Below are 25,546 nucleotides of genomic sequence, written 5' to 3'. Positions count from 1 at the left end.
GTCCTTGCAAGCCTATCCTTGATGATAACCGCTACCTCTACTAAAAGAGATGTTAGCGCTACCATGTTAGCGCTACCAGCTCGACCAAGCCGACACTCCCTGACGGCTTGATTGGGCATCATGACACCTGGCCTAGGAGATCAACGTGAGCCATAGCAGCCCTCAAACAGTTCCACGCGTGGGTGTCGTCGGCCTGGGGGCAATGGGCATGGGGGCCGCGCTGGCGCTCCATGAGCGTGGCCTGACAGTGACCGGCTGCGACCTGTCGGCCACGGCTCGCGAGTCCTTCGCGGCCCAGGGCGGCAGCAGCGTGGCTTCGACCGCCGAGCTGGCCGACTGCGAGGTGGTGGTGCTGCTGGTGGTCAACGGCGAGCAGGTCGAGCAGGTGCTGTTCGGCGAGCAGGGCCTGGCGGGCAAGCTTGCCGCGGGGAGCCTGGTCATCCAGTGCGCCACCGTGGCGCCAAGCCAGGCGCGTAGCCTGGGCGAGCGGCTGGCCGCCGAGGGGCTGGCGATGCTCGATGCCCCGGTCAGCGGCGGGGCGGCCAAGGCGCGCAGCGGTGACCTCTCGGTGATGGCGTCCGGCGACCCCGCCGCCTTCGACAAGGCCCGGCCGGTGCTGGATGCCATGGCCGCCACCGTCTACCGCCTGGGCGATGACGCGGGTGTCGGCTCGAGCATGAAGCTGGTCAACCAGCTGCTGGCCGGGGTGCATATCGCCACCGCCGCCGAGGCCATGGCGCTGGGCATCCGCATGGGCCTCGACCCGGACACCGTGTATGAGGTGATCACCCACTCGGCGGGTAACTCCTGGATGTTCGAGAACCGCGTGCCGCATATCCTCGAAGGCGATTACACCCCGCTCTCGGCGGTGGACATCTTCGTCAAGGATCTCAATATCGTGCATCAGACCGGCCGCGAGCTGGCCATGCCCACGCCGGTGGCGGCGAGCGCCCTGCAGCAGTTCACCGCCGCCAAGGGCGCCGGCTTCGGTCGTGAAGACGACGCGGCGGTGATCAAGGTCTACCAGCGGCTGTCGGGCATCGCGCTACCCGAGGCCGCCAATGACGCCGACGCAGGAGGTGACGCATGAGCCTGGTACTGGGTGCCATCGCCGACGACTTCACCGGCGCGACCGATCTCGCCAACAACCTGGTGCGCGCCGGCATGCGCTGCGTGCAGCTGATCGGCGTGCCCGACGACGCGCTCGACCTCGACGACGTGGACGCGGTAGTGGTGGCGCTGAAATCGCGCTCCTGCCCGGTGGACGAGGCGGTGGCCGACTCCGTGGCCGCGCTCGAGTGGCTCCAGGCGCGCGGCGCACGTCAGTGCTTCTTCAAGTACTGCTCGACCTTCGACTCCACCGACGCGGGCAATATCGGCCCGGTGGCCGATGCCCTCGTGGAGCGGCTTCGGGCGACAGAAACAGGGCAGCAGCTGGGCGGCGGCCAGACCGTGATGGTGCCGGCGTTTCCGACCAACGGCCGCAGCGTCTATCAGGGCCACCTGTTCGTCGGGGACCGGCTGCTCAACGACAGCGGCATGCAACACCACCCGCTCAATCCGATGACCGATGCCGACCTGGTCAGGGTGCTGGGGCGCCAGACGCCGCATGCTGTTGGCCTGGCAGCGCGACCGACACTCGCGCGAGGCAGCGAGGCGACGCGTGCCCATCTGGCCGACCTGGCAGCAGACGGCGTGCGCCATGTGATCTGCGACAGCCTGGACGAGCAGGATCTCGAGGTGCTGGCCGAGGCGGTGGTCGACTATCCGTTGGTTACCGGTGGCTCTGGCCTGGGGCAGGCGCTGCCAGAGCAGTATCGCCGCCGCGGCTGGCTGGCCGAGGTCAGCGAGCCGGGCCGGCTGGCGCCGGCCGCTGGCGGCGCGCTGGTGCTATCGGGGAGCTGCTCGCGGGCAACCCTTGGCCAGGTGGCCGAGTTCCTCGCGCATCATCCCGGCATGGCCCTCGACCCCCTGCAGCTCGCCGAAGGCGAAGCTCATTTCGATGCCGCCCTGGCCTTTGCCCGTGAGCAGCTCGCCAGCGGCGGCCCGGTACTGGTCTACGCCTCCGCCGACCCCGAGCAGGTCAAGGCCGCCCAGCAGGCGCTGGGCGTGGCGCGTGCCGGCGAGCTGGTAGAGCAGGCCCTGGGCCGACTAGCGCGGACGCTGGTCGATGAAGGCGTCGGGCGCCTGGTGGTGGCCGGCGGCGAGAGCTCGGGGGCAGTGGTCTCGGCGCTGGGCATTCGCCAGCTGCGCATCGGCGGCCAGATCGACCCCGGCGTGCCCTGGACCCAGGCGCCGCTGACGGACCGCGAGGCGCCGCTGTCGCTGGCGCTCAAGTCGGGCAACTTCGGCGGTGAGGACTTCTTCATCCGCGCCTTTACGGTGCTCGATGAGCTGACCGGGGAGGGCAAGGCATGAGCGAACGCAAGGCCCCCAGTGCTCATCTGGGTCAGGAGAGTCAGCTGCGCGAACAGATCGCCACCCTCGGCAAGTCGCTGTTCGACCGCGGCCTGACCATGGGCTCCAGCGGCAACATCAGCGTGCGCCTGGAAGATGGTGGCTGGCTGATGACCCCCACCAACGCCTGCCTGGGCCGGCTGGACCCGGCGCGTATCTCGCGCCTCGATGCCCAAGGTGATTGGCAGGGCGGTGACAAGCCCACCAAGGAGCACTTCCTGCACATGGCGATGTATGCCGAGCGGCCCCGGTCCGGTGCCATCGTGCACCTGCACTCCACCCACTCGGTGGCGGTCTCCTGCCTGCCGGATATCGACCCCTGCGACTGCATCCCGCCGCTCACCGCCTACTACGTGATGCGGGTGGGCCGGCTGCCGCTGGTTCCCTACCACGTGCCCGGCGACCCGACCCTCGGCGATGCGGTGCGCGGCCTGGCGGGCCAGCACAGCGCGGTGCTGCTGGCCAACCACGGCCCGGTGGTGGCCGGCAAGAGCCTCGAGGCGGCGGTGTATGCCACCGAGGAGCTGGAAGAGACCGCCAAGCTGTTCCTGCTGCTGCGCGGCGAGAACCCGCGCGCCCTGACGGCGGAGCAGGTCGCCGAACTCGAAGCGCGCTTCCCGCGCGACTGATGCGAACCGAACCGGATACCCACGATGATTCGACTGGCCGCCAACCTCAGCATGCTGTTCCACGAGCACGACTTCCTCGAGCGCTTCGCCGCCGCTGCCGAGGCGGGCTTTCGCGGCGTCGAGTACCTGTTTCCCTATGCCCACGACCCCCGGGTGCTGCGCCAGCGGCTCGATGAGCACCGCCTCGAGCAGGTGCTTTTCAACCTGCCGCCGGGGGACTGGGACGCCGGCGAGCGCGGCCTGGCCAGCCTGCCGGGACGCGAGGCGGAGTTTCGCGACTCGGTGGTGGAGGGGCTGCGCTACGCCGAGGCGCTGGGCTGCCCCCGCATCCACGCCATGGCCGGGCTGCTGCCCGCCGATGCCGACGACACGACCCGCGCCGCCCATCACGCCACCTATCTCGACAACCTGCGCTTCGCCGCCCGCGAGGCCGCCAGGCTGGGGCGCGAGGTGCTAATCGAACCGATCAACACCCGCGACATGCCGGGCTTCTTTCTCTCGCGCCAGGCCCAGGCCATGGCGGTGCTGGAGGAGGTCGGCGAGCCCAACCTGCGCCTGCAGTTCGACCTCTACCACTGCCAGGTCATGGATGGCGACCTGACGCGCCACCTGGAGCGCCAGTTCCCCGCCGTCGGCCACGTGCAGATCGCCGGGGTGCCGGAGCGCCACGAGCCGGATGTTGGCGAGGTGCACTACCCGGCGCTGTTCGCGCGCCTCGAGGCGCTGGGCTATGCCGGCTGGATCGGCTGCGAGTATCGCCCGGCCGGCGATACCCGCCAGGGCCTGGACTGGGGGCGCGAGTACGGGCTCCAGCCACGGGCCTAAGGGTCAATCACGTCACACACAACGACAACCAGGACGCGACGCTTCATGCATATCTTGATCACCGGCGCCGCCGGCTTCCTCGGCCAGCGCCTGCTGCAGCAACTGGTCGCCCGCGGTGAGCTGTGCGGCCAGCCGATCTCCCGCTTCACGCTGGTCGACCAGAGCGAGGCCGCCGTACCCGAGACCTCGGGCATTGCCTTCGATCGTCAAGCGCTGGATATCACCGCCTCCGGCGCCTGGGACGGCGTGCTCGATACCCGCCCCGACGTCATCTACCACCTGGCGGCGGTGGTGAGTTCCGCCGCCGAGGCGGATCTCGACCTCGGCATGGCGGTGAACTTCGACGCCACCCGGGCGTTGCTGGAGGCCTGCCGTGCCCGCGAGCTCGGCGCGACCCGGCTGGTGATGGCCAGCTCGGTGGCCGCCTACGGCGGTGACCTGCCCGAGACCCTCGACGACATGACCGCGCTGCAGCCGCAGAACTCCTACGGTGCCCAGAAGGCGATGTGCGAGCTGCTGATCAACGACTACAGCCGGCGCGGCCTGGTCGACGGCCGGGTGCTGCGCCTGCCGACCATCGTGATTCGTCCCGGGCGGCCCAACGCCGCGGCGTCGAGTTTCGCCTCCAGCATCCTGCGCGAGCCGCTGGGCGGCGAGGAAGCGATCTGCCCGGTGCCGGTCGAGCAGCCGCTGTTCGTGATGTCGCCGGGCAAGGTGGTCGAGGCGCTGGTGCACGGCGCCGAGGTCGACGGCGAGGCGCTGGGCAAGTTCCGCGCCTTCATGCTGCCGGGGATCACGGTCACGGTTGCCGAGATGCTCGAGGCGCTTCGCCAGGTGGCCGGCGACGAGGCGGTAGCGCGGGTACGCCACGAGCCCGACCCGCGCATCGAAGCGATCATCGCCAGCTGGCCGGCGCGCTTCGACACCGCCAAGGCCGACCGCCTGGGCTTCCCCGGCGATGACGATTTCAAGCAGATCATCGATGCGTTCATTAACGAGCGCTGATGAGTCCCCTCACTGCCGCGCCAGGTAGTGAAACACCGCAGGGTAGCGCCGCTCAGCTGGGCGGTCGCCCGACAATCGCCACCCTCACAACAACACAAGAGGGCACTACAATGACCAAACGCTTTGCACGCCACACACTCGTTGCCGCTATCGGTGGTCTTGCTACAGTCGGCATGGCCCTGCAGGCCCAGGCCGCCACCGAGGTAAGTCTCGGCCATACGCTCTCTTCCACCTCCCACTATGCGGTGGGCGCCCAGGCCTTCAAGGAGACCCTGGAAGAACTCTCCGACGGCGCCTTCACCGTCACCGAGCACACCTCTGGCTCGCTGGGCGGTGAGCGCGAGATGATCGAGGGCCTGCAGATCGGCACCGTTGACATCGTGATCACCTCCACCGGGCCGCTCGGCAACTTCGTGCCCGAGACCTACGTGCTCGACCTGCCGTTCCTGTTCGAAGACTACGACCAGGCGCGCTGCGTGCTCGACGGTGAGCTCGGCGACGAGCTGCTGGCCAAGATGAGCGACCACGACCTGGTCGGCCTGGCCTGGTCCGAGAACGGCTTCCGCCACATGACCAACAGCCGCCGCGAGATCGCCTCACCGGCCGACGCCGACGGGCTGCGGGTGCGCACCATGGAGAACGAGGTCCACCAGGAGGCCTTCCGCCAGATGGGCGCGCGGCCCACGCCGATGGCATTCCCCGAGCTGTTCACCGCCCTGCAGCAGGGCACCGTGGACGGCCAGGAGAACCCCATCACGGTGATCGTAGCCACCAATTTCTGGGAAGTGCAGGACTACCTGTCGCTGACCGGCCACGTCTACTCGCCCTCCGCGGTGCTCGGCTCGCCGATCCTGCTCGACGGCCTCAGCGACGAGGAGCGCGAGTGGTTCCACGAGGCCGCCCGTGCCTCAGCCGAGGCCACCCGTGGCGAGGTATCGCGTCTCGAGCAGGAAGGCATTGAGCTGCTGCGCGAGAACGGCATGACGGTGAAGACCGATGTCGATATTGGCCCCTTCCAGGAAGCCGTGGCCCCGGCCTACGAGATCTTCACCGCCGAACATGGCAGCGAGATGCTGGAGCGCATCCAGGAGAAAGCCGCCAGCTGCTGATTCTTCCCTCTAGCCCCGGCGTATGCCGGGGGCGTCACTGGCCATGGTGACCCTATGCTCGCTGCACTTCTGCGCCTCGAGCACCAGCTGACGCGTGTGGCGATGGCCATCGCCATCGTCATGCTGGTGATCTCGGTGACGCTCAGTTTCTATCAGGTGTTGACCCGCTTCGTGTTCAATGCCCCCTCGACCTGGACCGAAGTCGCCTCGCGGGCGGCGATGATCTGGTGCGTCTTCATGGCCGCGGCGGCCACCTTCCGCGGCGGTTACATGATGGCCGTGGAGGCCATCTACAAGGTCATACCCACACGTTTTGCACTATGGCTGGAAACCGCCATCGTGCTGTGCTGCCTGCTGGTGCTGGGAGTGCTGATCCACTTCGGCATCCAGATGACGGGGAGAGTCAGCAACCAGACCATGTCGGGGATGAACATCTCCATGTCCTACGCCTATGCGGCGATCCCCACCGGCTCAGCCTTCGCCATCGTGGCGGTCGTGGCCAGGCTGTGCGCTCAGCTCAGCGGGCGAGAGCCGGTGGGGCCGGACAACAGTGAGGTCAGCCCGGAGGTCGAGCTGCAGCAGGAGCAGCCCGGCATCGCTGATGACGCCCAGGGAGGCCCGCGCTCATGAACCTGGTCATAGGGCTTTCGCTGCTGATCCTGTTTGCCTTCGGCGTTCCGATCGCCGTGTCGATCATGTTGGCCTCGATCATCGGCATCGAATTCTTTACTCGGCTGCCGCTGCTGCTGGTGCCGCAGCAGATGTTCATCGGCATTGACAAGTTCCCGCTGATGGCCATCCCGTTCTTCATCCTGGCCGGCAATCTGATGGCCGCCGGCGGGATCTCCCAGCGCCTGGTCGACCTGGCCAAGGCCATCGTCGGCCAGGTGCAGGGCGGACTGGCGATGTCCTGCGTGCTGACCTGCATGATGTTCGCCGCGGTCTCCGGCTCCAGCGTGGCGACCACCTTCGCCATCGGCGCGATCCTGATCCCGGCGATGGTCAAGCACGGCTACCCGCGGCCGCTGGCGGCCTCGATCCAGGCCTCTTCAGCGGAGCTCGGGGTGCTGATTCCGCCGTCGATCCCGCTGATCCTCTACGGGGTCAGCACCGATACCTCCATCGGCCAGCTGTTCCTGGCCGGGGTCGGGCCGGGCTTTTTGATCGGCGGGGCGCTGATCCTGTTCCTCTACCTGTTCTGCAAGGCGCGCGGCTTCGGCAAGGAGGACTACAAGGACAGCACCGGCTTCGTCACCTCCTTCCAGCGCGCCTGGGCGGCGATGCTGATGCCGGTGGTGGTGATCGGCGGCATCTACGGCGGCGTATTCACCCCCACCGAGGCCTCGGCGGTGGCGGTGTTCTATGCGCTGATCGTCGGCGGTTTCTACTACCGTGAACTGAAGCTCGCCGACCTGGTGCCGATCCTGCGCCAGAGCGTGATCTCCACCGCCGCGGTGATGCTGATCATCGCCGCCGCTTCGCTGTTCAGCTTCCTGCTCAGCCGCATCGGCCTGCCGGCGCAGATTGCCAATGCGGTCACCGCCGCCATCGACAACCCGCTGATGTTCCTGCTGGTGGTCAATGCCTTGCTGCTGGTGGTGGGCATGTTCATCGAGACCTCCGCTGCGATCCTGGTGCTGGCGCCGATTCTGACGCCGATCGCCATGCAGTTCGGCATTCACCCGGTGCATTTTGGCCTGGTGATGGTGGTCAACCTGGCGCTGGGCATGATCACGCCGCCGCTGGGCGTGAACCTGTTTGCTGCCTGCGCGGTGGCCAAGATCTCACTGGACCAGATGCTGCCCTGGCTGCTGCGCTTCGTGCTGGTGGTCATGGCCTGTCTGATGCTGATCACCTATATGCCATGGATCTCCATGGGGTTGGTCAATCTGGTATATGGATAAAGGAGAATGACAATGATGGAGAGCCCTGCGATGCCGCCCCAGGCCGCGCTGATCGGCGGCGAATGGCAGGCCACACAGGCCACCCTGGATATGGAAGCCCCCGCCAGCGGGCACATCACCACGCGCATCGCCCGCTGCCAGGCAGCGGACGTGGACGCCGCTGTGAGCGCTGCGAGGCGTGCCTTCGAGGGTGAACTGGGCGACTGGGCGCGCTGGAGTACCCGTGAACGCGGCGCCTGGTTGCTGGCCATGGCCGCAGCCATCGAGGCCGACCACGAACACCTAGCTGCACTGGAGTGCCTGGACACTGGCAAACCGCTGACCCAGGCGCGGGCCGATATCACTGCCTGTGCGCGCTACTTTCGCTTCTACGGCGGCGGTGCTGACAAGCTCCACGGTGAGACCCTCCCCTACGAAAACGGCTTCACGGTGATGACGCTGCGTGAACCCCACGGGGTTTGCGGCCAGATCATCCCCTGGAACTACCCGGCGCAGATTTTCGGCCGCTGCATCGCCGCTGCGCTGGCCACCGGCAATACGGTGGTGCTCAAGCCCGCTGAGGACGCCTGCCTGAGCGTGCTGCGCCTGGCCGAGCTGGCCATGCAGCAGGGCCTGCCGGCTGGCGCTCTCAACGTGGTGCCGGGGCTAGGCCGTGAGGCCGGTGCGGCGCTGGCCTCGCACCCGGGCATCGACCATCTCTCCTTTACCGGCTCGCCGGAGACCGGCACCCAGGTGACCCAGGCGGCGGCGGTGCACCATGTGCCGGTGACCCTGGAGTTGGGTGGCAAGTCGCCGCAGATCGTGTTCGCCGATGCCGACCTCGACGCTGCCTTCGACACCGTGGTGAGAGGCATCATCCAGAACGCCGGCCAGACCTGCTCGGCGGGCAGCCGGCTGCTGGTACAGCGCGAGATTGCCGAGGCCTTCACCGGCCGCCTGGTGGAGCGCTTCGCGGCGCTGCGCTGCGATGCCGGCGAGGCAGACGCCGACTGCGGGCCGCTGATCAACGCCCGCCAGAAGTCGCGGCTCGAGGCGCGCCTGGCCGCCGCCGAGGCGGACGGCATCCGCATTGCCGCCCGCGGCCAGCTGGCCGAGGGGGCATCACAGGAGGGGCACTTCGTGGTGCCGCATTTGCTCACCGAGATTCCCGATGGCCACGACGTGCTGCGCGAAGAGCTGTTCGGCCCGGTGCTGGCGGTGCAGGTCTTCGACGATGAAGCCGAAGCGCTGCGCCTGGCCAATGCCACCGACTTCGGCCTATGTGCCGGGGTCTGGACCCGCGACGGTGGCCGCCAGCTGCGCCTGGCCCGAGGCATCCGCAGCGGCCAGGTGTTCGTCAACAACTATGGCGCCGGTGGCGGCATCGAGCTGCCGTTTGGCGGCGTGGGGCGCTCCGGCCACGGTCGCGAGAAAGGCTTCGAGGGGCTGCGTAGCTACACCCGAATCAAGACCGTCGCCATCAAGCATGATGATCGCGCTTTTATCTCGTTACCGACGCATGGAGACCCACGATGAGTCGCTCACTGGAATCGCCTGCCGGCGCACGTCGCATCGGCATGATTGGCGTTGGGCTGATGGGGCATGGCATCGCCAAGAACCTGCTTGAGGCAGGCCATACGCTGACCTTTCTCGATCATTCCGGCAATCAGCCGGTGGAGGACCTGCTGGCGGCGGGCGCCCAGTCCCGGGCAAGCGCCCGTGAGGTGTCCGAATCGGCCGAGCTGGTACTGCTGTGCGTGACCGGCTCGCCGCAGGTCGAGGCGGTACTGTTCGAGCCTGGCGGCGTGCTGGAGGGCCTGGCCCCCGGAGCGGTGGTGGTCGACTGTTCCACCGCGCTGCCGAGTTCCACGCAACAGGTCGCGGCGCGTGTCACCCAGGCCGGCGGCCGCTTTATGGACGCCGCCATGACCCGCACGCCCAAGGAGGCTGAAGAGGGGCACCTCAACTTGATCGTCGGTGCGCCCCAGGCGCTGTTCGACGAGGTGCGGCCGGTACTGGCGTGCTTCGCCGAGAATATCGCCCATGCGGGTGACGTCAGCGCCGGTCATACCCTCAAGCTGCTGCATAACTTCGTCTCGCTGGGTTTCTCGGCGGTACTCGCCGAGGCCGCGGCGGCGTCGCGGCGGGCCGGTATCGATGACGCCGCGCTGCTCGAGGTGCTCGGCAAGGGCGGCGGCGGCGGGGTGGTGCTGGAGAGGCTGCGACCCTTCATCGCGTCCGGTGATCCCTCTGGGTTCCGTTTTAGCGTGGCTAACGCCAGCAAGGACCTGGGGTATTACCACGCCATGACGGAGGAACTCGGGGTCGAGGGAAGTGTGGCGGGTGCCGTGCATGCCCTCTACGCCGGCGTGGAGGACCAAAGCATGGCGGTGCCGGAACTGATTCGCGCGCTGCAGGAAAAGGCCTGACGACACCGTCAGGCCTTGAATGCCTTTCACTCGTTCTCAATCGTCAGCGGGAGCTCGCTTCTTTCCTTGGCTCCGTGCCCTTTTAGAACGCCTCCCACTCGGGCTCTGTCGATGCCTTGCGCTGGCGGCTGGCGCGGGGCATGGGGTCGGCTTCCGGGACGGGATGGGCAGATGGATGGGGAAGGTCGGTCGCTGCCGCGACGAGTGCCTGCGGCGTCGTGATGGCCGTCTGGCTGTCGCCCATGTGGAATGAGCTGACCGCCTCCGCCAGCAGGCCCGCCTGGTTCTTCAGTGACGAGGCCGCCGCCGCCGACTGCTCTACCAGGGTGGCGTTCTGCTGGGTGACCTGATCCATCTGGCTGACCGCAACGCTGACCTGCTCCGCGGCCTGGGCCTGCTCCTCCGAGGCGGCGTTGATATCGGCCATCAGCTCCGAGACCCGGTGTACGCTGCCCATCACCTGCTCCATGGCCTCGCCGGCCTCCCTGACCAGGGCACTGCCATCCTTGACCAGCTCGCCATCGTGGGTGACCAGCGTCTGGATCTCCTTGGCGGCCGAGGCGCAGCGCTGTGCCAGGTTGCGCACCTCGCCGGCCACCACGGCAAATCCCCGACCCTGTTCCCCGGCCCGAGCGGCCTCCACCGAGGCGTTCAGCGCGAGAATGTTGGTCTGGAAGGCGATGCCGTCGATCACCGAGATGATGCTGCCGATCTTCTCCGCGCTGTCTTCGAGCTCCTGCATCTTGCCCATGGCCTGTGCGGTCTTGTCGCCACCGTTATCCGCCAGCTGGCGCGCGTCGCGGACCAGCTCGTTGGCCTGGCGGGTGTTGTTGGCGTTCTGCTTCACCGTCGAGGCGACCTGCTCCATGCTGGTAGCGGTTTCCTGGAGGCTGGCGGCCTGCTCCTCGGTGCGCTGGGAGAGGTCGTGGTTGCCCGAGGAGATCTCGCCGGAGGCGGCGTGGATGGCCTGGGCGGAGGACTGAATACGTGCCACCAGCTCCCGCTGCCGGGTCTGGGTATCATCGAGCGCCTCCAGGGCGACACCGATCTCGTCTCGGCTGCCCGTCTCGATGCGATTGTCCAGGTGCCCGGCGGCGATCGCCTGGAAGTAGCCGACCATGCGCTCCAGCGGACGGGTAATGGCGCGGATTCAGCGTCCAGCCGCCGAGGCTGCCGATAAGCAGCGCCAGGGCGATCATCGCCGCCGTCAGGTAGCGCATGAAGTCGAAGGTCGACTGGGAGGCGGCGTACTCGGCACGGGCCACTTCAGTCTGGAGGTCGATCAGCTCATGGAGCGTCTGGTTGGCAGCCACGAAGGCCGGCCGGGTCGCCTCGATCATATGGGCGGAGGCCTCGTCGATCCGGCCGGCCTCGTAGAGGGCGATGGCCGGCTCGATGCCCTGCTGGAAGAAGGCGCGGCGCTGATCGGCGTAGCGTTCGGCGAGCTCGGCCTCACGGGGCGTCAGGTAGGTGCCCATATAGGCCGCCCAGACCTGCTCCATTGTCTCGAGATTGGCATCCACGCTGTTCAGGTAGGGCTGCCGGTTAGCGCGGCTGGCCGCGTCGCTGCCGGCATGATCATGAGTGAGGCTGATCTGGTTGAGCTCGATGATGCTGTCGCGCATCAGCTCGTCGATGCGCGTCAGCTGCTGGACTGGGATCAGGCGGTCTTCATAGATGGTATCGATCGCCTGGTCCATCGAGGTCATGCCGCGAATGCCCAGGCCGCCGACGGCGGCGATCAGGGCGATCAGCAGGGCAATCAGCAGGATCAATCGAGCTTTGATGGTCAGTGTCATCCACAGCCTCCTTGGCGTGTATGGGGGAGAGTCGCGATGTGTGCTGTTGACGCCAAGGGGGATGGCTGTGCGCTTGGCGGCACGAATCAGCAATTAGTTATACAAATATTGCACAATAATTTTTGGAAGTAAAATTATGCTTTAGCAATAGAGTACAAGCCTAACGATTCAAACAGACGATTGTATGCATTCATTGGTCCGATTGACCGTGCCTATCCGGGAGCTGCGAGCGGGAAGGGGGCGACGATCGGAGCCGATCGCTAGGCCGCGTGGCTCGGAACCCGGCCGCGGGGTGGTACTCTCATCCTGTAACGCTTTCCATGGAGATACCAATGTCGCTTACCGCTATTCGCGCCGGCCGCCTGGCGCTCGCTTGTGTGGCCGGCGCGCTGGCGCTGGGCACGACTCCCACCTGGGCCGAGGACTGCCTGGCGCCGGGCCAGTGGCTGCAGCCGGGCGGCGAGCGCCTCTCGCCGCCCGCCCTGTTTCGCGAGCTGGCCGAGCAGGAGGTGGTGCTGCTCGGCGAGCAGCACGACTGCATGGATCACCACCGCTGGCAGCTGTCGACCCTGGCGGGACTTCACGCGCGCCGCCCGGACATGGTGATCGGCCTGGAGATGCTGCCGCGGGACGCACAGCCGGCGCTGGACGCCTGGGTAGCGGGAGAGCTCGATGAGCAGGCCTTCCTCGACGACAGCCGCTGGCGAACCGCCTGGGGCTTCGATCCCGAGCTCTATTTCCCCATCCTGCACTTCGCCCGGCTGCACCGGGTGCCGCTGCAGGCCGTCAACATCACCCCGGAGCTGCGCGGTCGACTGGTCAACGAGGGCTGGGAGGCGGTGCCCGAGGCGGAGCGCTTCGCCATCAGCGCGCCCGCCGAGCCCCCGGCGGCCTACCGCGAGCGCCTCGCCGAGGTCTATGACCAGCATCCCTCCCGGGAGGGCGGCGAGGCCGACTTCGCTCGCTTCGTGGCCGCTCAGCTGGCCTGGGACCGCGCCATGGCCGCGGGCCTGGCCGAAGCGGGCGAGGAGGGCGCCCTGGTGGTAGGGCTGATCGGCCAGGGGCACCTCGCCTACGGCCACGGCGTTCCGCACCAGCTCTCTGACCTGGGGGTCGAAGCCCACAGCACCCTGCTGCCCTGGCAGGTGGGCGAGCGTGGGTGCGAGCCGCCGGAGGAGGGCCTGGCCCGGGCGGTCTTCGCCATCGCCGATCGCCAGCCCGAGGCGCTGCCCCCATGCAGCTGGGGGTTTACATCGTGCCCCACGAGGAGGGGGTCGAGATTCATGCCATTCTCGAAGGCTCCATTGCCGAGCAGGCCGGTCTTGAGGCGGGGGACGTGATCCTGCGCGCCGCTGGCGAGACGCTGTCGCGTCCCGCCGACCTGACCGACCTGGTGCGGCAGCAGCGCCCGGGGACTCTGCTGCCGCTGCAGGTGCGCCGCAACGGCGAAGAGCAGGAGATCCTGGCGCGCTTTCCGCCGCGTGCCTCATGACGTCCCGCATGCGAAGCGCCGCCCTGTTTCCCCGGGCGAGGGGCTGGTGGTTCGCGGCGCTGCTGATGGTGCTGCCGGGCCTGGCCCTGGTGGCCGGAGCGAACGATGAGCCGCCGAGCCTAGCGCTGCGCGTCACCCTGGACCCGGCCCGGGGCACCCTCGAGGGGGAGATGAGCCTCTCCCCGCCGCCCGCGTCGGCGGATTTCCAGCTGCTGCCGGGCCTGGTGCTGGAGGAGGCCACGGTCGGTGGCGTGGCCCTTCCGCCACAGCGTGACGGCCAGGGGCGCTACCGGCTGGCTCTGCCCGAGGCGGCCGAGACGCTGACGCTGCGTTGGCGCGGTGAGCTCGACGACAGCGGGTCGCGGCTGAGGGTGTCGTCGGCGGGCAGCCTGCTGCCCGCCGGCAGCGGCTGGTACCCCCGCTTCGCCGATCTCGAGGCCTTTGCCCTCTCGCTGGAGATCCTGGTGCCCGAGGGGCAGCGGGCAGTGGGCACCGGCTCGCTGGTGGGAGAGCCGCAAGAGGACGAGGATGGCTACCGGGTTCACCACGCCCACCCGCGCACGGATGGCGTGGAGCTGGCCGCGGGGCCCTGGCACGAGCGGCAGCGCACGGAGGCGGAGTGCGCCTGCGCACCCTCTTTCCCGCCGAGCTGGACGCCGCCTTCGCCGAGACCTATCTCGCGCACACCGCGGACTACCTGACGCTGTTCAGCGAGCGGGTCGGCCCTTATCCCTACGACAGCTTCACCATCGCCGCCTCTCCGGCCCCGGTGGGTCTGGCCTTTCCCGGCTTCACCCTGCTCGGCGAGCGGGTCATCCCGCTACCGTTCATCCCTCACACCTCGCTGGCCCACGAGCTGATGCACGCCTGGTGGGGCGCCGGAGTGCGGGTCGACTACGGAGATCGGACCGGGCGGGCGGCAACTGGTCCGAGGCGCTGACCACCTACCTGGCCGACTACCACCTGGACGAGCGGCGCGGCGAGGCGCGCGAGACCCGCCGCCGCTGGCTGACCGACCTCGCCGCCCTGCCCGAGGGCCTTGAGCGTCCCCTGGCGGACTTCCGGGGCGGCCCCGACCCGGCCGGGCGGGTGGTGGGCTATCAGCACGGCGCCATGCTCTTCCATATGCTGCGTGAGCGCATCGGCGACGCGGCCTTCGATGCCGGCTTGCGGCGCTTCGCCGAGCGCTACATGTTCCACGCCGCCGGCTGGGATGACCTGGCCGCCGCCTTCGGGGCGAGCGCCGGCGAGCCGCTGGAGGACTTCTTCGACGCCTGGGTGACGCGCCCCGGGCGCCCCGCCCTGTCGCTGACACAGGTAGCGCACCGGCGCACCGAGGCGGGCTGGAAGCTCGAGGGGTGCCTGGCGCAGTCGGGCGGCGATGCGCCCTGGCCCCTGCGGGTGCCCCTGGCGGTGGAGAGCGACTCGGGTGTCAGCCGGCATATGGTGACGCTGGACGCCCGGGAGGCCGAGATCTCGCTCACCCTTGAGGAGGCGCCCCGGGCGCTGGTGGTGGACCCCGACTTCGCGGTGCTGCGCGAGCTGGAAGCCGCCCCCTTCACCCTGCGTCGTCTGGTGCTGGATCCAGAGACCCGCCTGCTGGCGCTGGACGCCGACTCGGCTGCCCTTGCCCCACGCCTGCCGGGTCGGCCGAGGCCCCTCGAGGCGCCCCCGGCGGCGCTCGAGGAGGCGCTTGAGGAGACACCGCTGATGGTGGTGGGCGAGACCCAGGCGGTGGCGGCCTGGCTGGCCGAGCAGGGGCTGCCCGAGCCGCCCCGAGACATGGCGCGGCGCGGCCAGGCTCGGATGTGGACCCTGCCCGGCACCCGCCTCGCGGCCTTGAGCGCCGATGACCACGAGGCCCTGGCGGGGCTCGCCGGCACGCTGCGCCACCACCAGCACCGCAGCTACCTGGTGCTGGAGGCTGGCGGCGAGACTCGGGAGGCCGGCACCTGGCCGCCGGGCGACGATGGCCTGCGCGTCGAGCTCGCGCCCTGAGCGCCTTGCGTCGGGGCGGTGGCTGTTCCATCATCGCTCTCCCTGCAGGCGTTGCGACTTCCGGAGGACTGCCTTGGCCATTTCCTGCTTTGCCGATCTGTTGAACGAGGCGCACAGCCAGCCCGACCCTCAGCGGCTGCTGTTCGTCTTCACCCGTGCCGAGCTGCCGGATCACCCCACCCCGGAACAGCGCGCTCGCTTCGAGCAGGGCGAGGGCGGGGTGCTGACGCCGGTGGTATGTGTCGACAAGACCCTGGATGAGCTCAGCGACATGGCCGCGCTGGTCGCCGAGTCGCGGGAGACAGGGGTCGAGTGGGATATCGTCTTCGTGGCGGCCCTGGCCGGAAGCGGGTCTCTGCCGCCCTCCAGCGAGGAGGCCGAGCCGCACCTGCAGAAGATGGTCGAATCGCTCAAGATGGGCAACATCGAGAGCTTCCTGGCACTGGACCGCCAGGGTGAGGTGGTGTCATTTCAATAGTTTATTGGCTCTCCATAGACGAGGCCAATCAGCATCATGACACCATTCAATTTAGACTATTGCGAGGGCCGCGTTACGATAGGCCCCGTATTCGGAACACACCCCATCGACAAGGAGCATCACTGAATGTCCCTGATCAACACTGAAGTCAAGCCGTTCAACGCTACCGCTTTCCACAACGGCGAGTTCATCGACGTGTCCGAGGAGAGCCTGAAGGGCAAGTGGAGCATCTTCTTCTTCTATCCGGCCGACTTCACCTTCGTCTGCCCCACCGAGCTGGGTGACCTGGCGGACAACTACGCAGAGTTCAAGGAGCTGGGCGTCGAGATCTACAGCGTCTCCACCGACACTCACTTCACCCACAAGGCGTGGCACGACAGCTCCGAGACCATCAACAAGATCCAGTACCCGATGCTGGCCGACCCGACCCTGAAGATCTCGCGCAACTTCGAAGTGCTGATCGAGGACTCCGGCCTGGCCGAGCGTGGCACCTTCGTGATCGATCCGGAAGGCAAGATCCAGATCGTCGAGATCAATGCCGGCAACATCGGCCGTAACGCCGAAGAGCTGCTGCGCAAGGTCAAGGCCGCTCAGTACGTGCGTAACAACCCGAACGAAGTTTGCCCCGCCAAGTGGAAGGAAGGCGAAGAGACCCTCGCGCCCTCCCTGGACCTGGTCGGCAAGATCTAAGCGATCGCCCGACCCCGCGAGGCAACCCCCTGGCCTCGTGAGCTCCTCGCCCGGGCATGTTCCGCCCGGGCGTTTTCAAGAAAAGCGCAGACAATCCGCGCAGCTCATCGGCCCCTGGCCGTGTGCGCCGGCCTGCGCTGCGCTTTTACATTAGCCAAACATGAAGGAAACCGCTGTCATGTTGGACGACAATCTGAAAACTCAGCTCAAAGCCTATCTGCAGAAGGTCACTCGGCCGTTCGAGATCGTCGCGTCCCTCGATGACGGCGACAAGTCCCAGGAACTGTTCGGCCTGCTCAACGAGATCGCCGGGCTTTCCGACAAGATTTCCCTGCGCAGCGACGGTCAGGATGCCCGCAAGCCGTCGTTTGCCATCAATCGTCCCGACGAGGAGACCGGCGTGGTCTTCGCCGGCATTCCCATGGGACACGAGTTCACCTCCCTGGTGCTGGCGCTGCTGCAGGTGGGCGGCCATCCGCCCAAGGCCAGTCAGGAAGTGATCGAGCAGATCCAGAGCCTCGAAGGCCCGCTCCACTTCGAGACTTACTTCTCGCTCTCCTGCCAGAACTGCCCCGACGTGGTGCAGGCGCTGAACCTGATGGCGGTGCTCAACCCGAACATCCGCCACGTGGCCATCGACGGCGCCCTGTTCCAGGACGAGGTCGAGGTGCGCCAGGTGATGTCGGTGCCCAGCATCTACCTCAACGGCGAGTCGTTCGACCAGGGCCGGATGAGCCTGGAGCAGATCCTGGCCAAGGTGGACACCGGTGCTGCCGAGCGCGAGGCCGCCAAGCTCAGCGAGAAGGATGCCTTCGACGTGCTGATGATCGGTGGCGGCCCGGCCGGCGCGGCGGCGGCCATCTACGCCGCTCGCAAGGGCCTGCGCACCGGCGTGGCGTCCGAGCGTTTCGGTGGCCAGGTGGTGGACACCCTGGGCATCGAGAACTTCATCTCCGTGAACTACACCGAAGGCCCCAAGCTGGTGGCGGCCCTGGAGGAGCACGTCAAGGAGTATGAGGTCGACGTGATGAACCTGCAGCGGGCCACCCAGCTGGTGCCGGCCACCCAGCCCGGCGGCGAGCACGAGGTGCGCTTCGAATCCGGGGCGAGCCTCAAGAGCAAGACCCTGGTACTGGCGACCGGCGCCCGCTGGCGCGAGATGAACGTGCCCGGCGAGGCGGAGTACCGCAACAAGGGCGTGGCCTACTGCCCCCACTGCGACGGCCCGCTGTTCAAGGGCAAGCGCGTGGCGGTGATCGGCGGCGGCAACTCCGGCGTCGAGGCGGCCATCGACCTGGCCGGTATCGTCGGCCATGTGACCCTGATCGAGTTCATGGACGAGATGCGCGCCGACGCCGTGCTGCAGAACAAACTCAAGAGCCTGCCCAACGTCGATATCATCCTGGGGGCTCGCACCACCGAGGTGAACGGCGACGGCCAGCGCGTCAACGGCCTCACCTATGAAGAGCGCGCCAGCGGCGAGATCAAGCGCCTCGACCTGGAAGGTGTCTTCGTGCAGATCGGCCTGGTGCCCAACACCGAGTGGCTCAAGGGGTCGCCGGTGGAGATGTCGGAGCGCGGCGAGATCATCGTCGATGCCCACGGCATGACCAGCCTGCCCGGCGTGTTCGCCGCCGGCGATGTCACCACCGTGCCTTACAAGCAGATCATCATCGCCATGGGCGAAGGGTCCAAGGCCGCCCTCGGCGCCTTCGACCACCTGATCCGCAGCTGATCGCGCCAAAGCGCCATACCGCGCCCCCGTCGGCCCTGCCGGCGGGGGCGCGGTGCCGTTGGTAGGGTCGAAAAGTGGGCGCTCGGCCCTCGGATCCAGGGGAGCCGCTCTTTTCTGGTGCAGCATTCGAGGATCTTTTGCTGCGTTAGCTAGCGTTGAATCACAGTCTGTCCTGCCCTATCCCTTTTCTGGAATGAACCTTGCTAATGTCATGGCACATGCTGAAAGGCATGCATGCATTGGTTCGATGCGTTTTATCCAAGAAGAAGGGAGTTTCCCATGTTGTACAACAAGAACAAACTGGTACTGATGTCAGCGGCAGCCACTCTGGCGCTGGGGACCTCCGGGTTCGTCGCCGCCTCCACCCTGGAGGACACGCGGGACCGGGGGGCCGTACAGTGCGGCGTCAGTGATGGTCTGCCAGGCTTCTCCTCCCCGGATGACGAGGGCAACTGGCAGGGGATCGATGTCGATGTCTGCCGCGCCGTCGCCGCGGCGGTCTTCGGCGATGCCGATGCGGTCCGCTATATCTCGCTGAACGCCGTGGAGCGCTTCACCGCGCTGCAGTCCGGCGAGGTCGATATCTCTCGCGCAATACCACCTGGACCACCACCCGCGACACCACCCTGGGCCTGAACTTCGCCGGGACCAACTTCTATGACGGTCAGGGGTTCTTGATCAACCGTGACCTCGGCGTCGGCAGCGCCAGCGAGCTGGACGGTGCGGCGGTCTGCGTGCAGTCGGGTACCACCACCGAGCTGAACCTGGCCGACTACTTCCGTGCCAACGGCATGGAGTTCGACCCCATCGTCTTCGACACCTCGGAACAGACCGTAGGGGGTTCGAAGCGGGCCGCTGTGATGTACTGACCTCCGACACCTCCCAGCTGGCCGCCCTGCGCATTCAGCTCTCCGATCCCGACGGCGCCATGATTCTTCCCGAGGTGATCTCCAAGGAGCCGCTGGGCCCGGTGGTCCGCCAGGGCGACGACCAGTGGTACAACATCGTCAAGTGGTCGCTGTTCGCCATGCTCAACGCCGAGGAGTACGGCATCTCCAGCGACAATATCGATGAGCTGCTCGCCACCGAGGACCCCAACGTGGCGCGCCTGCTGGGCCAGGACGGCAACTATGGTGAAGGCATGGGGCTTGACGCCGACTGGTCCTACAACATCATTAGCCAGGTCGGCAACTACGCCCAGGTCTTCAACCGCAACGTCGGCATGGACTCGCCGCTGGAGATCGAGCGCGGCGTCAACGCCCTGTGGATCGACGGTGGCCTGCAGTACGCGCCGCCCGTCCGCTAACGCTCCGTCCAGGGTGCCGGCTGAACCGGCACCACATGCACATGATGCGCGACTTGCTGCCGGCTCGGCCATCCCGGGCCGGCAGCCGCGTGCCCTGCTTGACGGATCCAGGCGGAGAATTGTCCATGTCCGTTCGACCCCAGGCCCGACCTTCGGGCCCCAAGCCGCCGTTCTGGCGTGATCGCGCCAAGCGCGCGCTGCTCTTCCAGGCGCTGCTGATCGCCGCCGTGGCAGCCTTCCTGCTCTATATCATCGGCAACACCCAGGACAACCTGGCGGCTCGTGGTATCACCACCGGTTTCGGCTTTCTCGAAAGAACGGCGGGGTTTGGCATTGGCCAGAGCCTGATCGAGTACACCTCACAGAGCACCTACGGCCGGACCTTCCTGGTGGGGCTGCTCAACACCCTGCTGGTTTCGGCACTGGGTGTCCTGGCCGCCACCATCATCGGCTTTACCGTGGGCATCGCCCGGCTGTCGCCCAACTGGCTGATTGCCCGGCTGGCCAGCGGCTATATCGAGATCTTTCGCAATATCCCGCTGCTGCTGCAGATCTTCTTCTGGTACTTCGCCGTGCTTCAGGCGCTGCCCAGCCCGCGCGACAGCCTCACCCTGGGTGAGCTGGTGTTTCTCAATGTCCGCGGCCTGTTTTTGCCGGAGCCCCAGTTCCTGTCCGGCTTCGGGCTGATCCCCGCCGCGCTTGGCGTGGCCGTGGTGGCCAGCATCGCCCTGCTGATCTGGAACAGGCGCCGCCACGAGGCGACCGGGCAACGACTGCCGGCGGGCTGGATCTCGCTGGCGATGATCGTTGGCCTGCCGCTCGCGGTGCTGGTGGTGACCGGGGTGCCGGTGACCTGGGAGGTGCCGGAGCTGCGCGGTTTCAACTTCCGCGGCGGTATCACCGTGATCCCCGAGTTCCTGGCCCTGTGGCTGGCGCTGTCCATCTACACGGCCTCGTTCATCGCCGAGATCGTTCGGTCGGGCATTCAGGCGATTCCCCATGGCCAGACCGAGGCGGCCCAGGCGCTGAGCCTGCCCAGGGGCTGGTGCTGCGCCTGGTGGTGATCCCCCAGGCGCTGAGGGTGATCATTCCGCCGCTGACCAGCCAGTACCTCAACCTGATCAAGAACTCGTCGCTTGCCACCGCCATCGGCTATCCGGATCTGGTCTCGGTCTTTGCCGGCACCACTCTCAACCAGACGGGGCAGGCCATCGAGGTGATCGCCATGACCATGGCGGTGTATCTCACCATCAGCCTGCTGGTGTCGCTGTTCATGAACTGGTTCAACGCCCGCGTGGCGCTGGTAGAACGCTAGGAGAGCGCCATGACGCACAACGACAAGATGATCGAGGCGCGCCGGGCACCGATCCGCACCGTGGGGCCCCTGGCATGGCTGCGCGCCAACCTGTTCAGCGGGCCGGTGAACAGCCTGTTCACCCTGCTGGGCCTCTACCTGCTTTACCTCCTGCTGACGCCGACGATCCAGTGGGCCTTCATCAACGCCGACTGGGTCGGCACCAGCCGCGACGACTGCTCCCGGGAGGGAGCCTGCTGGGTGTTCGTCAATGCCCGTTTCACCCAGTTCATCTACGGCCTCTATCCGCGCGCCGAGCTGTGGCGGCCCAACCTGATCTTCGCCACCTTTGCGGTGCTCATCGCCTGGCTGGCGATTCCCCGATTGCCCTTCAAGCGCTGGGTCGCGGTCTTCGGCTTGCTGGGCTTCCCGCTGTTGGCCTATGGGGTGCTCTACGGCGGCTACTTCGGCCTGCCGGTGGTGGAAACCCATCGCTGGGGCGGGCTGATGCTGACCCTGGTGCTGGCCGTGGTTGGCATGGTCGCGGCGCTGCCCATCGGTATCCTGCTGGCACTGGGGCGCCGCTCCCAGATGCCCATCGTCAAGAGCTTCTGCGTGGTGTTCATCGAGTTCTGGCGTGGGGTGCCGCTGATCACCATCCTGTTCATGGCCTCGGTGATGCTGCCGCTGTTCATGCCCACGGGGGTCAGCGTCGACCGCCTGATCCGCGCCCTGATCGGTATCACTCTGTTCCAGAGTGCCTATATGGCCGAGGTGATACGCGGCGGCCTGCAGGCGATCCCCAAGGGCCAGGAGGAAGCGGCCGCGGCGCTGGGCATGAGCTACTGGCGACGCATGGGGCTGATCGTGCTGCCCCAGGCGCTGAAGATGATGATCCCGGGTATCGTCAATACCTTTATCTCGCTGTTCAAGGACACCACTCTGGTAATGATCATCGGGCTGTTCGACCTGCTGGGCATCGTCCAGGCGGCGCTGTCCGACTCGCGCTGGCTGGGCTTCGCCGTAGAGGGCTATGTCTTTGCGGCGTTCCTGTTCTGGATCTTCTGCTTCAGCATGTCGCGCTACAGCCAGTACCTGGAGCGGAAACTCCACACCGGCCATAAACGGTAAGGACTAATAAAATGAATGAACAGGCAACCCAATCCAGCACTGGCGACCTGATGGTCGAGATGCGCGGCGTCAACAAGTGGTACGGCGATTTTCACGTGCTGCGCGACATTCATCTTGAAGTGAACCGCGGCGAGCGCATCGTCATCTGTGGCCCCTCGGGTCCGGTAAGTCGACGCTGATCCGCTGTATCAATCACTTGGAAGAGCATCAGGAAGGGCAGATCGTGGTGGGCGGAATTCCGCTCACCCAGGACGTCAAGCGCATCGAGCAGATTCGCCGCAGCGTGGGCATGGTGTTCCAGCACTTTAATCTCTTTCCCCACCTGACGGTGTTGGAGAACTGCTGTATCTCGCCCATGTGGGTGCAGAAGAAGCCGCGCCGCGAGGCCGAGGCCGAGGCCATGAAGTATCTGGAGCGGGTTCAGATCGCTGAGCAGGCGAGAAAGTACCCGGGCAGCTCTCCGGTGGCCAGCAGCAGCGGGTGGCCATCGCGCGCTCGCTGTGCATGCATCCCGAGGTGATGCTGTTTGATGAGCCCACCTCGGCGCTGGACCCGGAAATGATCAAGGAGGTACTCGATGTCATGGTCGAGCTCGCCCGCGAGGGCATGACCATGCTCTGCGTGACCCACGAGATGGGTTTTGCCAAGACCGTGGCCGACAGGGTGATCTTCATGGATCAGGGACAGATCATCGAGGAGAACGCCCCGGAGCCCTTCTTCAACGACCCCCAGTCGGAGCGCACTCGGCTGTTCCTGAGCCAGATCCTGGGCCACTGAGCCACCGATCTCAGGGCCAGTCGGCTCGGACCCGGTTGCGGCCGGCGTGCTTGGCGGCGTAGAGCGCCTGGTCGGCGCGGGCGATGGCCATGGCCTGGCCGTGGTGCAGCTCCTGGTCGGCGGGGAGCTCGGCGATGCCGATGCTGAGGGTGATCGCCACCTCCAGCGGCGGGGCACCGCTGTGGTCACCGCCGAGCTGAAAGGGGGAGTCGGCGATGCGTGTGCGCAGCCGCTCGCCGAGTGCGCGGGCCTGGGGGCGGCTCAGGCCGCCGGTGACCACCACGAACTCCTCGCCCCCCAGTCTGGCCAGGCCGTCCCCCGGGCGCAGTTCGTTGCCGAGGCGGCGGGCCAGCAGGCGCAGCAGCGAGTCGCCGGCGGGGTGGCCGTAGCGGTCGTTGACCGGCTTGAAGTGGTCGATATCGAGCAGCATCAGGTGGTGGGGCGCTGTGCCGGCGCTTAGCGCCTCGGCCAGGTGGCGGGTCAGTCCGCGACGGTTCATCACCCCGGTCAGCTCGTCGTACTCGGCGGCCTCCTTGGCGATCTCCTCGCCTCGCTTGCGCTGGCTGATGTCGATGACTAGACCCGCCAGGCCGCGCAGTCGCTGCTGCTCGTCATACATGGATTCGGCGACGATCTCGTGCCAGCGCCACTGGCCGTGGGCGCTTTTCAGCCGCACATCGAGCCGCCAGCTCGGCAGCCGCGCCTCGAATCCCTCGCGAAGCTGTGCCCAGAGCCGCCGGCGATCCTCGGTGGCGATATGGGCGAGCAGCCGGCGCAGCGGCAGGTGGGCGTAGCGGTCCGGGTAGCCGAGGCTTCGCAGCAGCGCCCGCGAGCACCAGGTCGAGCCGCTGCGCGGGTCGATCTCCCAGATGCCGCAGTCGGTGACCTGCTGGAACAGCTCCAGCTGGCGCCGACGGCTGCTGAGCCGGCGGCGGTAGAGGGCCGAGGCGATCAGCTCGGCGGCCACCGTCAGGGCGTGCATGCCGCTGCCCTGCCAGTCCAGCGCCCGCTCGCAGTCATCGAAGCCCAGGGTGCCCCACCAGCGGCCCTCGACCATGATCGGCACCGTCACCATGGAGCGAATGCCCTGACTCTCGAGGTTGTCGCGCAGCGGGCCCGGGGGGATTCGGTGGGTAATAAAACGCTGAGCCTCGCCGCGCTGGCGCTCTTCCACCATACGGCGGTAGACCGGGTCGTCGAAGATCATCGAGAAGAAGCGAAAGCGCTTCTGCATGAGCTGGCGATAGCGCGGTGCCGACGCCCATTCGAAGACGTAGTCCTGCACCACGGCATCGGGCTTGAGCTCGATCAGCTGGAAGATCCAGACACGGCTGACGCCGGAGGCGCGGCCCAGCTCGCCGAGCAGCGCATCCACGCCCTGGGACCAGAAATAGGCGTCGATCAGCTCGCGACTGCCGCTGGCAAGGGCGGCAAGGAGGCGACTGGCATCGGGGCTGACCGTATCCGGCACGATGGGCACATCCTCTGAGCATCGGCTGTCATGTTACCGAATGCTACCGCACCGGGCGACATGGCGCCTGCTCCATTAGGCAAACGCTGGGGGTCGGCGGCACCGAACAAAGCCGAGTGCGTGGCGGCACGCCATTTTCAGGTTCTTCGCACTTTAGCGTGAACATGTTTGGCAGGCTTTATGGTGGGAGGCCGGCTCTGCCGGGCGAAGGCGCCGCAGGCGCCCCATGGGTAGCGCTGCGCGCTACTTCGCGAGCTGAAGCTCCCTCCCACAAGGCAATTTCACGCCAGTCTGCGATGAACCCATTTTCAGTCCGTCGGCGGGGCCTGCCCCGGCGCCAGCAGAGTGACGCTGGCAGGCGCCAGCGGCGTCTGGTCGCGATGCTGGCCCAGCGGCCGCTGCGCCAGGGCGGTCAGCAGGATTTGCAGGGGGTCGCCATGGCTGACCAGCAGCATGGTGGCGTCATGGGCCTCGCGCTCCAGACGGTCGATCACCCCCTGCATGCGCCGGGCCACGGCGGCGACGCTCTCCACGCCGAACCGGCGGTGCCCCGGGTCCTCGGCGTCGAGCGCCCAGACCTCGGGGTAGCGGCTGTCGGGCTGGCCCTCCAGCTCGCCGAAATGGCGCTCGCGAAGCCCAGGCTCGGCGACCAGCGGCAGGTCGAAGCGTCGGGCCACGCGGGCGGCGGTCTCGGCGGTACGCAGGAAATCGGAGTGCAGGATATGGGTCGGTGCCGGCCAGGCCCACTCGGCGACCAACCGATCTAGCTGTTCGCGGCCCTGCGCGGAGAGCCCGAAGGCATCCAGGCCGCGCTCGGGGGTGCTGATGATCACCCCGCCGGCATTGGCCTGACTGTGGCCATGGCGCATCAGCAGATAGCGGTTGCGGCGTCCGGCGGGAGCGTTGAGGAATTCGGTTGACATGCTATCGTCACACTACCTAGATTGAAACATGAGCTTTCGTTTGTGATCACGACTGGCGGGAGCCATGTTCGATTTCGATCAGGTCGATGCGCGCCATCAGCATAGCGCACGCTGT

General features: G+C 67.2%; 26 protein-coding genes and 2 pseudogenes. 24 read left to right on the top strand and 4 right to left on the bottom strand.

The features are described from left to right. Positions 1-145 precede the first annotated feature (145 nt). From ltnD to ACSJDS_RS01320, 10 genes are all read left to right on the top strand, one after another. Positions 146-1,090, top strand: a complete 945-nt coding sequence (gene ltnD / locus ACSJDS_RS01365) for an L-threonate dehydrogenase (RefSeq protein WP_473031798.1) — start codon at positions 146-148, stop codon at positions 1,088-1,090. Continuing rightward, the gene (otnK, locus tag ACSJDS_RS01360) at positions 1,087-2,418 is read left to right on the top strand and encodes a 3-oxo-tetronate kinase (protein WP_473031797.1); all 1,332 of its coding nucleotides are present in this window, start codon (positions 1,087-1,089) and stop codon (positions 2,416-2,418) included. The genes ltnD and otnK overlap by 4 nt, the downstream gene beginning before the upstream one ends. After that, positions 2,415-3,086, top strand: coding sequence for a 3-oxo-tetronate 4-phosphate decarboxylase (otnC, locus tag ACSJDS_RS01355; protein ID WP_473031796.1), 672 nt, complete (start codon positions 2,415-2,417; stop codon positions 3,084-3,086). The genes otnK and otnC overlap by 4 nt, the downstream gene beginning before the upstream one ends. 24 nt (positions 3,087-3,110) lie before the next feature. After that, a complete protein-coding gene (otnI, locus tag ACSJDS_RS01350) occupies positions 3,111-3,911 on the top strand; it encodes a 2-oxo-tetronate isomerase (RefSeq protein WP_473031795.1) in 801 nt (266 codons plus the stop codon). A 45-nt stretch (positions 3,912-3,956) separates the two neighbouring features. Beyond that, a complete protein-coding gene (denD, locus tag ACSJDS_RS01345) occupies positions 3,957-4,916 on the top strand; it encodes a D-erythronate dehydrogenase (protein ID WP_473031794.1) in 960 nt (319 codons plus the stop codon). A gap of 110 nt (positions 4,917-5,026) precedes the next feature. Continuing rightward, entirely contained in the window at positions 5,027-6,025 is a 999-nt protein-coding gene (locus tag ACSJDS_RS01340; protein WP_473031793.1) for a TRAP transporter substrate-binding protein, read from the top strand. 54 nt (positions 6,026-6,079) lie between these two features. Then, a complete protein-coding gene (locus ACSJDS_RS01335) occupies positions 6,080-6,655 on the top strand; it encodes a TRAP transporter small permease (RefSeq protein ID WP_473031792.1) in 576 nt (191 codons plus the stop codon). Next, positions 6,652-7,929, top strand: a complete 1,278-nt coding sequence (locus ACSJDS_RS01330) for a TRAP transporter large permease (protein ID WP_473031791.1) — start codon at positions 6,652-6,654, stop codon at positions 7,927-7,929. Before ACSJDS_RS01335 ends, ACSJDS_RS01330 begins: the two co-directional genes overlap by 4 nt. A 12-nt stretch (positions 7,930-7,941) precedes the next feature. Next, positions 7,942-9,444 carry an aldehyde dehydrogenase family protein gene (locus ACSJDS_RS01325; protein ID WP_473031790.1) on the top strand — a complete coding sequence of 501 codons (1,503 nt, stop codon included), beginning with the start codon at positions 7,942-7,944 and terminating at the stop codon, positions 9,442-9,444. Continuing rightward, on the top strand, positions 9,441-10,337 hold the full coding sequence (locus tag ACSJDS_RS01320) for an NAD(P)-dependent oxidoreductase (protein ID WP_473031789.1): 897 nt from the start codon (positions 9,441-9,443) through the stop codon (positions 10,335-10,337). The genes ACSJDS_RS01325 and ACSJDS_RS01320 overlap by 4 nt, the downstream gene beginning before the upstream one ends. Before the next feature lie 82 nt (positions 10,338-10,419). Here the strand turns inward: ACSJDS_RS01320 and ACSJDS_RS01315 are convergent, their stop codons facing one another. Next, positions 10,420-11,457 carry a methyl-accepting chemotaxis protein gene (locus tag ACSJDS_RS01315; RefSeq protein WP_473031788.1) on the bottom strand — a complete coding sequence of 346 codons (1,038 nt, stop codon included), beginning with the start codon at positions 11,455-11,457 and terminating at the stop codon, positions 10,420-10,422. Further along, positions 11,357-12,136 carry an MCP four helix bundle domain-containing protein gene (locus tag ACSJDS_RS01310; protein ID WP_473031787.1) on the bottom strand — a complete coding sequence of 260 codons (780 nt, stop codon included), beginning with the start codon at positions 12,134-12,136 and terminating at the stop codon, positions 11,357-11,359. Before ACSJDS_RS01310 ends, ACSJDS_RS01315 begins: the two co-directional genes overlap by 101 nt. Before the next feature lie 332 nt (positions 12,137-12,468). Here ACSJDS_RS01310 and ACSJDS_RS01305 point away from each other — a divergent pair, with 332 nt between their 5' ends. The 14 genes and pseudogenes from ACSJDS_RS01305 to ACSJDS_RS01240 all read left to right on the top strand — a co-directional run bounded on the left by ACSJDS_RS01305 (position 12,469) and on the right by ACSJDS_RS01240 (position 23,037). Continuing rightward, positions 12,469-13,476, top strand: coding sequence for a ChaN family lipoprotein (locus ACSJDS_RS01305; protein WP_473031786.1), 1,008 nt, complete (start codon positions 12,469-12,471; stop codon positions 13,474-13,476). After that, entirely contained in the window at positions 13,371-13,628 is a 258-nt protein-coding gene (locus tag ACSJDS_RS01300; RefSeq protein ID WP_473031785.1) for a PDZ domain-containing protein, read from the top strand. Before ACSJDS_RS01305 ends, ACSJDS_RS01300 begins: the two co-directional genes overlap by 106 nt. Positions 13,629-13,636: 8 nt before the next feature. Further along, entirely contained in the window at positions 13,637-14,329 is a 693-nt protein-coding gene (locus ACSJDS_RS01295; RefSeq protein ID WP_473031784.1) for a hypothetical protein, read from the top strand. Next, positions 14,248-14,568 (top strand): hypothetical protein, encoded by a 321-nt coding sequence (locus ACSJDS_RS01290; protein ID WP_473031783.1) that lies wholly within the window; start codon positions 14,248-14,250, stop codon positions 14,566-14,568. The genes ACSJDS_RS01295 and ACSJDS_RS01290 overlap by 82 nt, the downstream gene beginning before the upstream one ends. Continuing rightward, a complete protein-coding gene (locus ACSJDS_RS01285; RefSeq protein WP_473031782.1) occupies positions 14,499-15,626 on the top strand; it encodes a M1 family aminopeptidase in 1,128 nt (375 codons plus the stop codon). The genes ACSJDS_RS01290 and ACSJDS_RS01285 overlap by 70 nt, the downstream gene beginning before the upstream one ends. A gap of 73 nt (positions 15,627-15,699) precedes the next feature. Next, positions 15,700-16,104, top strand: coding sequence for a ribonucleotide reductase subunit alpha (locus ACSJDS_RS01280; protein ID WP_473031781.1), 405 nt, complete (start codon positions 15,700-15,702; stop codon positions 16,102-16,104). A gap of 126 nt (positions 16,105-16,230) precedes the next feature. Beyond that, entirely contained in the window at positions 16,231-16,794 is a 564-nt protein-coding gene (gene ahpC, locus ACSJDS_RS01275) for an alkyl hydroperoxide reductase subunit C (protein ID WP_473031780.1), read from the top strand. Between the two features lie 178 nt (positions 16,795-16,972). Next, on the top strand, positions 16,973-18,529 hold the full coding sequence (gene ahpF, locus ACSJDS_RS01270; protein ID WP_473031779.1) for an alkyl hydroperoxide reductase subunit F: 1,557 nt from the start codon (positions 16,973-16,975) through the stop codon (positions 18,527-18,529). Positions 18,530-18,811: 282 nt separating this feature from the next. Next, positions 18,812-19,835 (top strand): annotated as a pseudogene (locus tag ACSJDS_RS01265) (amino acid ABC transporter substrate-binding protein). Between the two features lie 125 nt (positions 19,836-19,960). Continuing rightward, positions 19,961-21,150: pseudogene (locus tag ACSJDS_RS01260) on the top strand (amino acid ABC transporter permease). A gap of 9 nt (positions 21,151-21,159) precedes the next feature. Further along, complete coding sequence (locus tag ACSJDS_RS01255; RefSeq protein ID WP_473031778.1) at positions 21,160-22,260, top strand: amino acid ABC transporter permease; 1,101 nt, start codon at positions 21,160-21,162, stop codon at positions 22,258-22,260. A gap of 11 nt (positions 22,261-22,271) precedes the next feature. Next, complete coding sequence (locus ACSJDS_RS01250; protein WP_473031777.1) at positions 22,272-22,439, top strand: hypothetical protein; 168 nt, start codon at positions 22,272-22,274, stop codon at positions 22,437-22,439. Positions 22,440-22,456: 17 nt separating this feature from the next. Beyond that, positions 22,457-22,780 carry an ATP-binding cassette domain-containing protein gene (locus ACSJDS_RS01245; protein ID WP_473031776.1) on the top strand — a complete coding sequence of 108 codons (324 nt, stop codon included), beginning with the start codon at positions 22,457-22,459 and terminating at the stop codon, positions 22,778-22,780. Beyond that, the gene (locus tag ACSJDS_RS01240) at positions 22,741-23,037 is read left to right on the top strand and encodes an AAA family ATPase (RefSeq protein WP_473031775.1); all 297 of its coding nucleotides are present in this window, start codon (positions 22,741-22,743) and stop codon (positions 23,035-23,037) included. The genes ACSJDS_RS01245 and ACSJDS_RS01240 overlap by 40 nt, the downstream gene beginning before the upstream one ends. 10 nt (positions 23,038-23,047) lie before the next feature. Here the strand turns inward: ACSJDS_RS01240 and ACSJDS_RS01235 are convergent, their stop codons facing one another. Further along, positions 23,048-24,508, bottom strand: coding sequence for a sensor domain-containing diguanylate cyclase (locus ACSJDS_RS01235; RefSeq protein WP_473031774.1), 1,461 nt, complete (start codon positions 24,506-24,508; stop codon positions 23,048-23,050). A 308-nt stretch (positions 24,509-24,816) separates the two neighbouring features. Next, positions 24,817-25,431: a histidine phosphatase family protein gene (locus ACSJDS_RS01230; RefSeq protein WP_473031773.1), complete on the bottom strand. Its 615-nt coding sequence runs from the start codon at positions 25,429-25,431 to the stop codon at positions 24,817-24,819. Positions 25,432-25,546: the final 115 nt, after the last annotated feature.

It is taken from the genome of Halomonas sp. SL18_1 (genome assembly GCF_055755715.1).
This window is presented reverse-complemented; position numbering and strand designations above follow the sequence as displayed.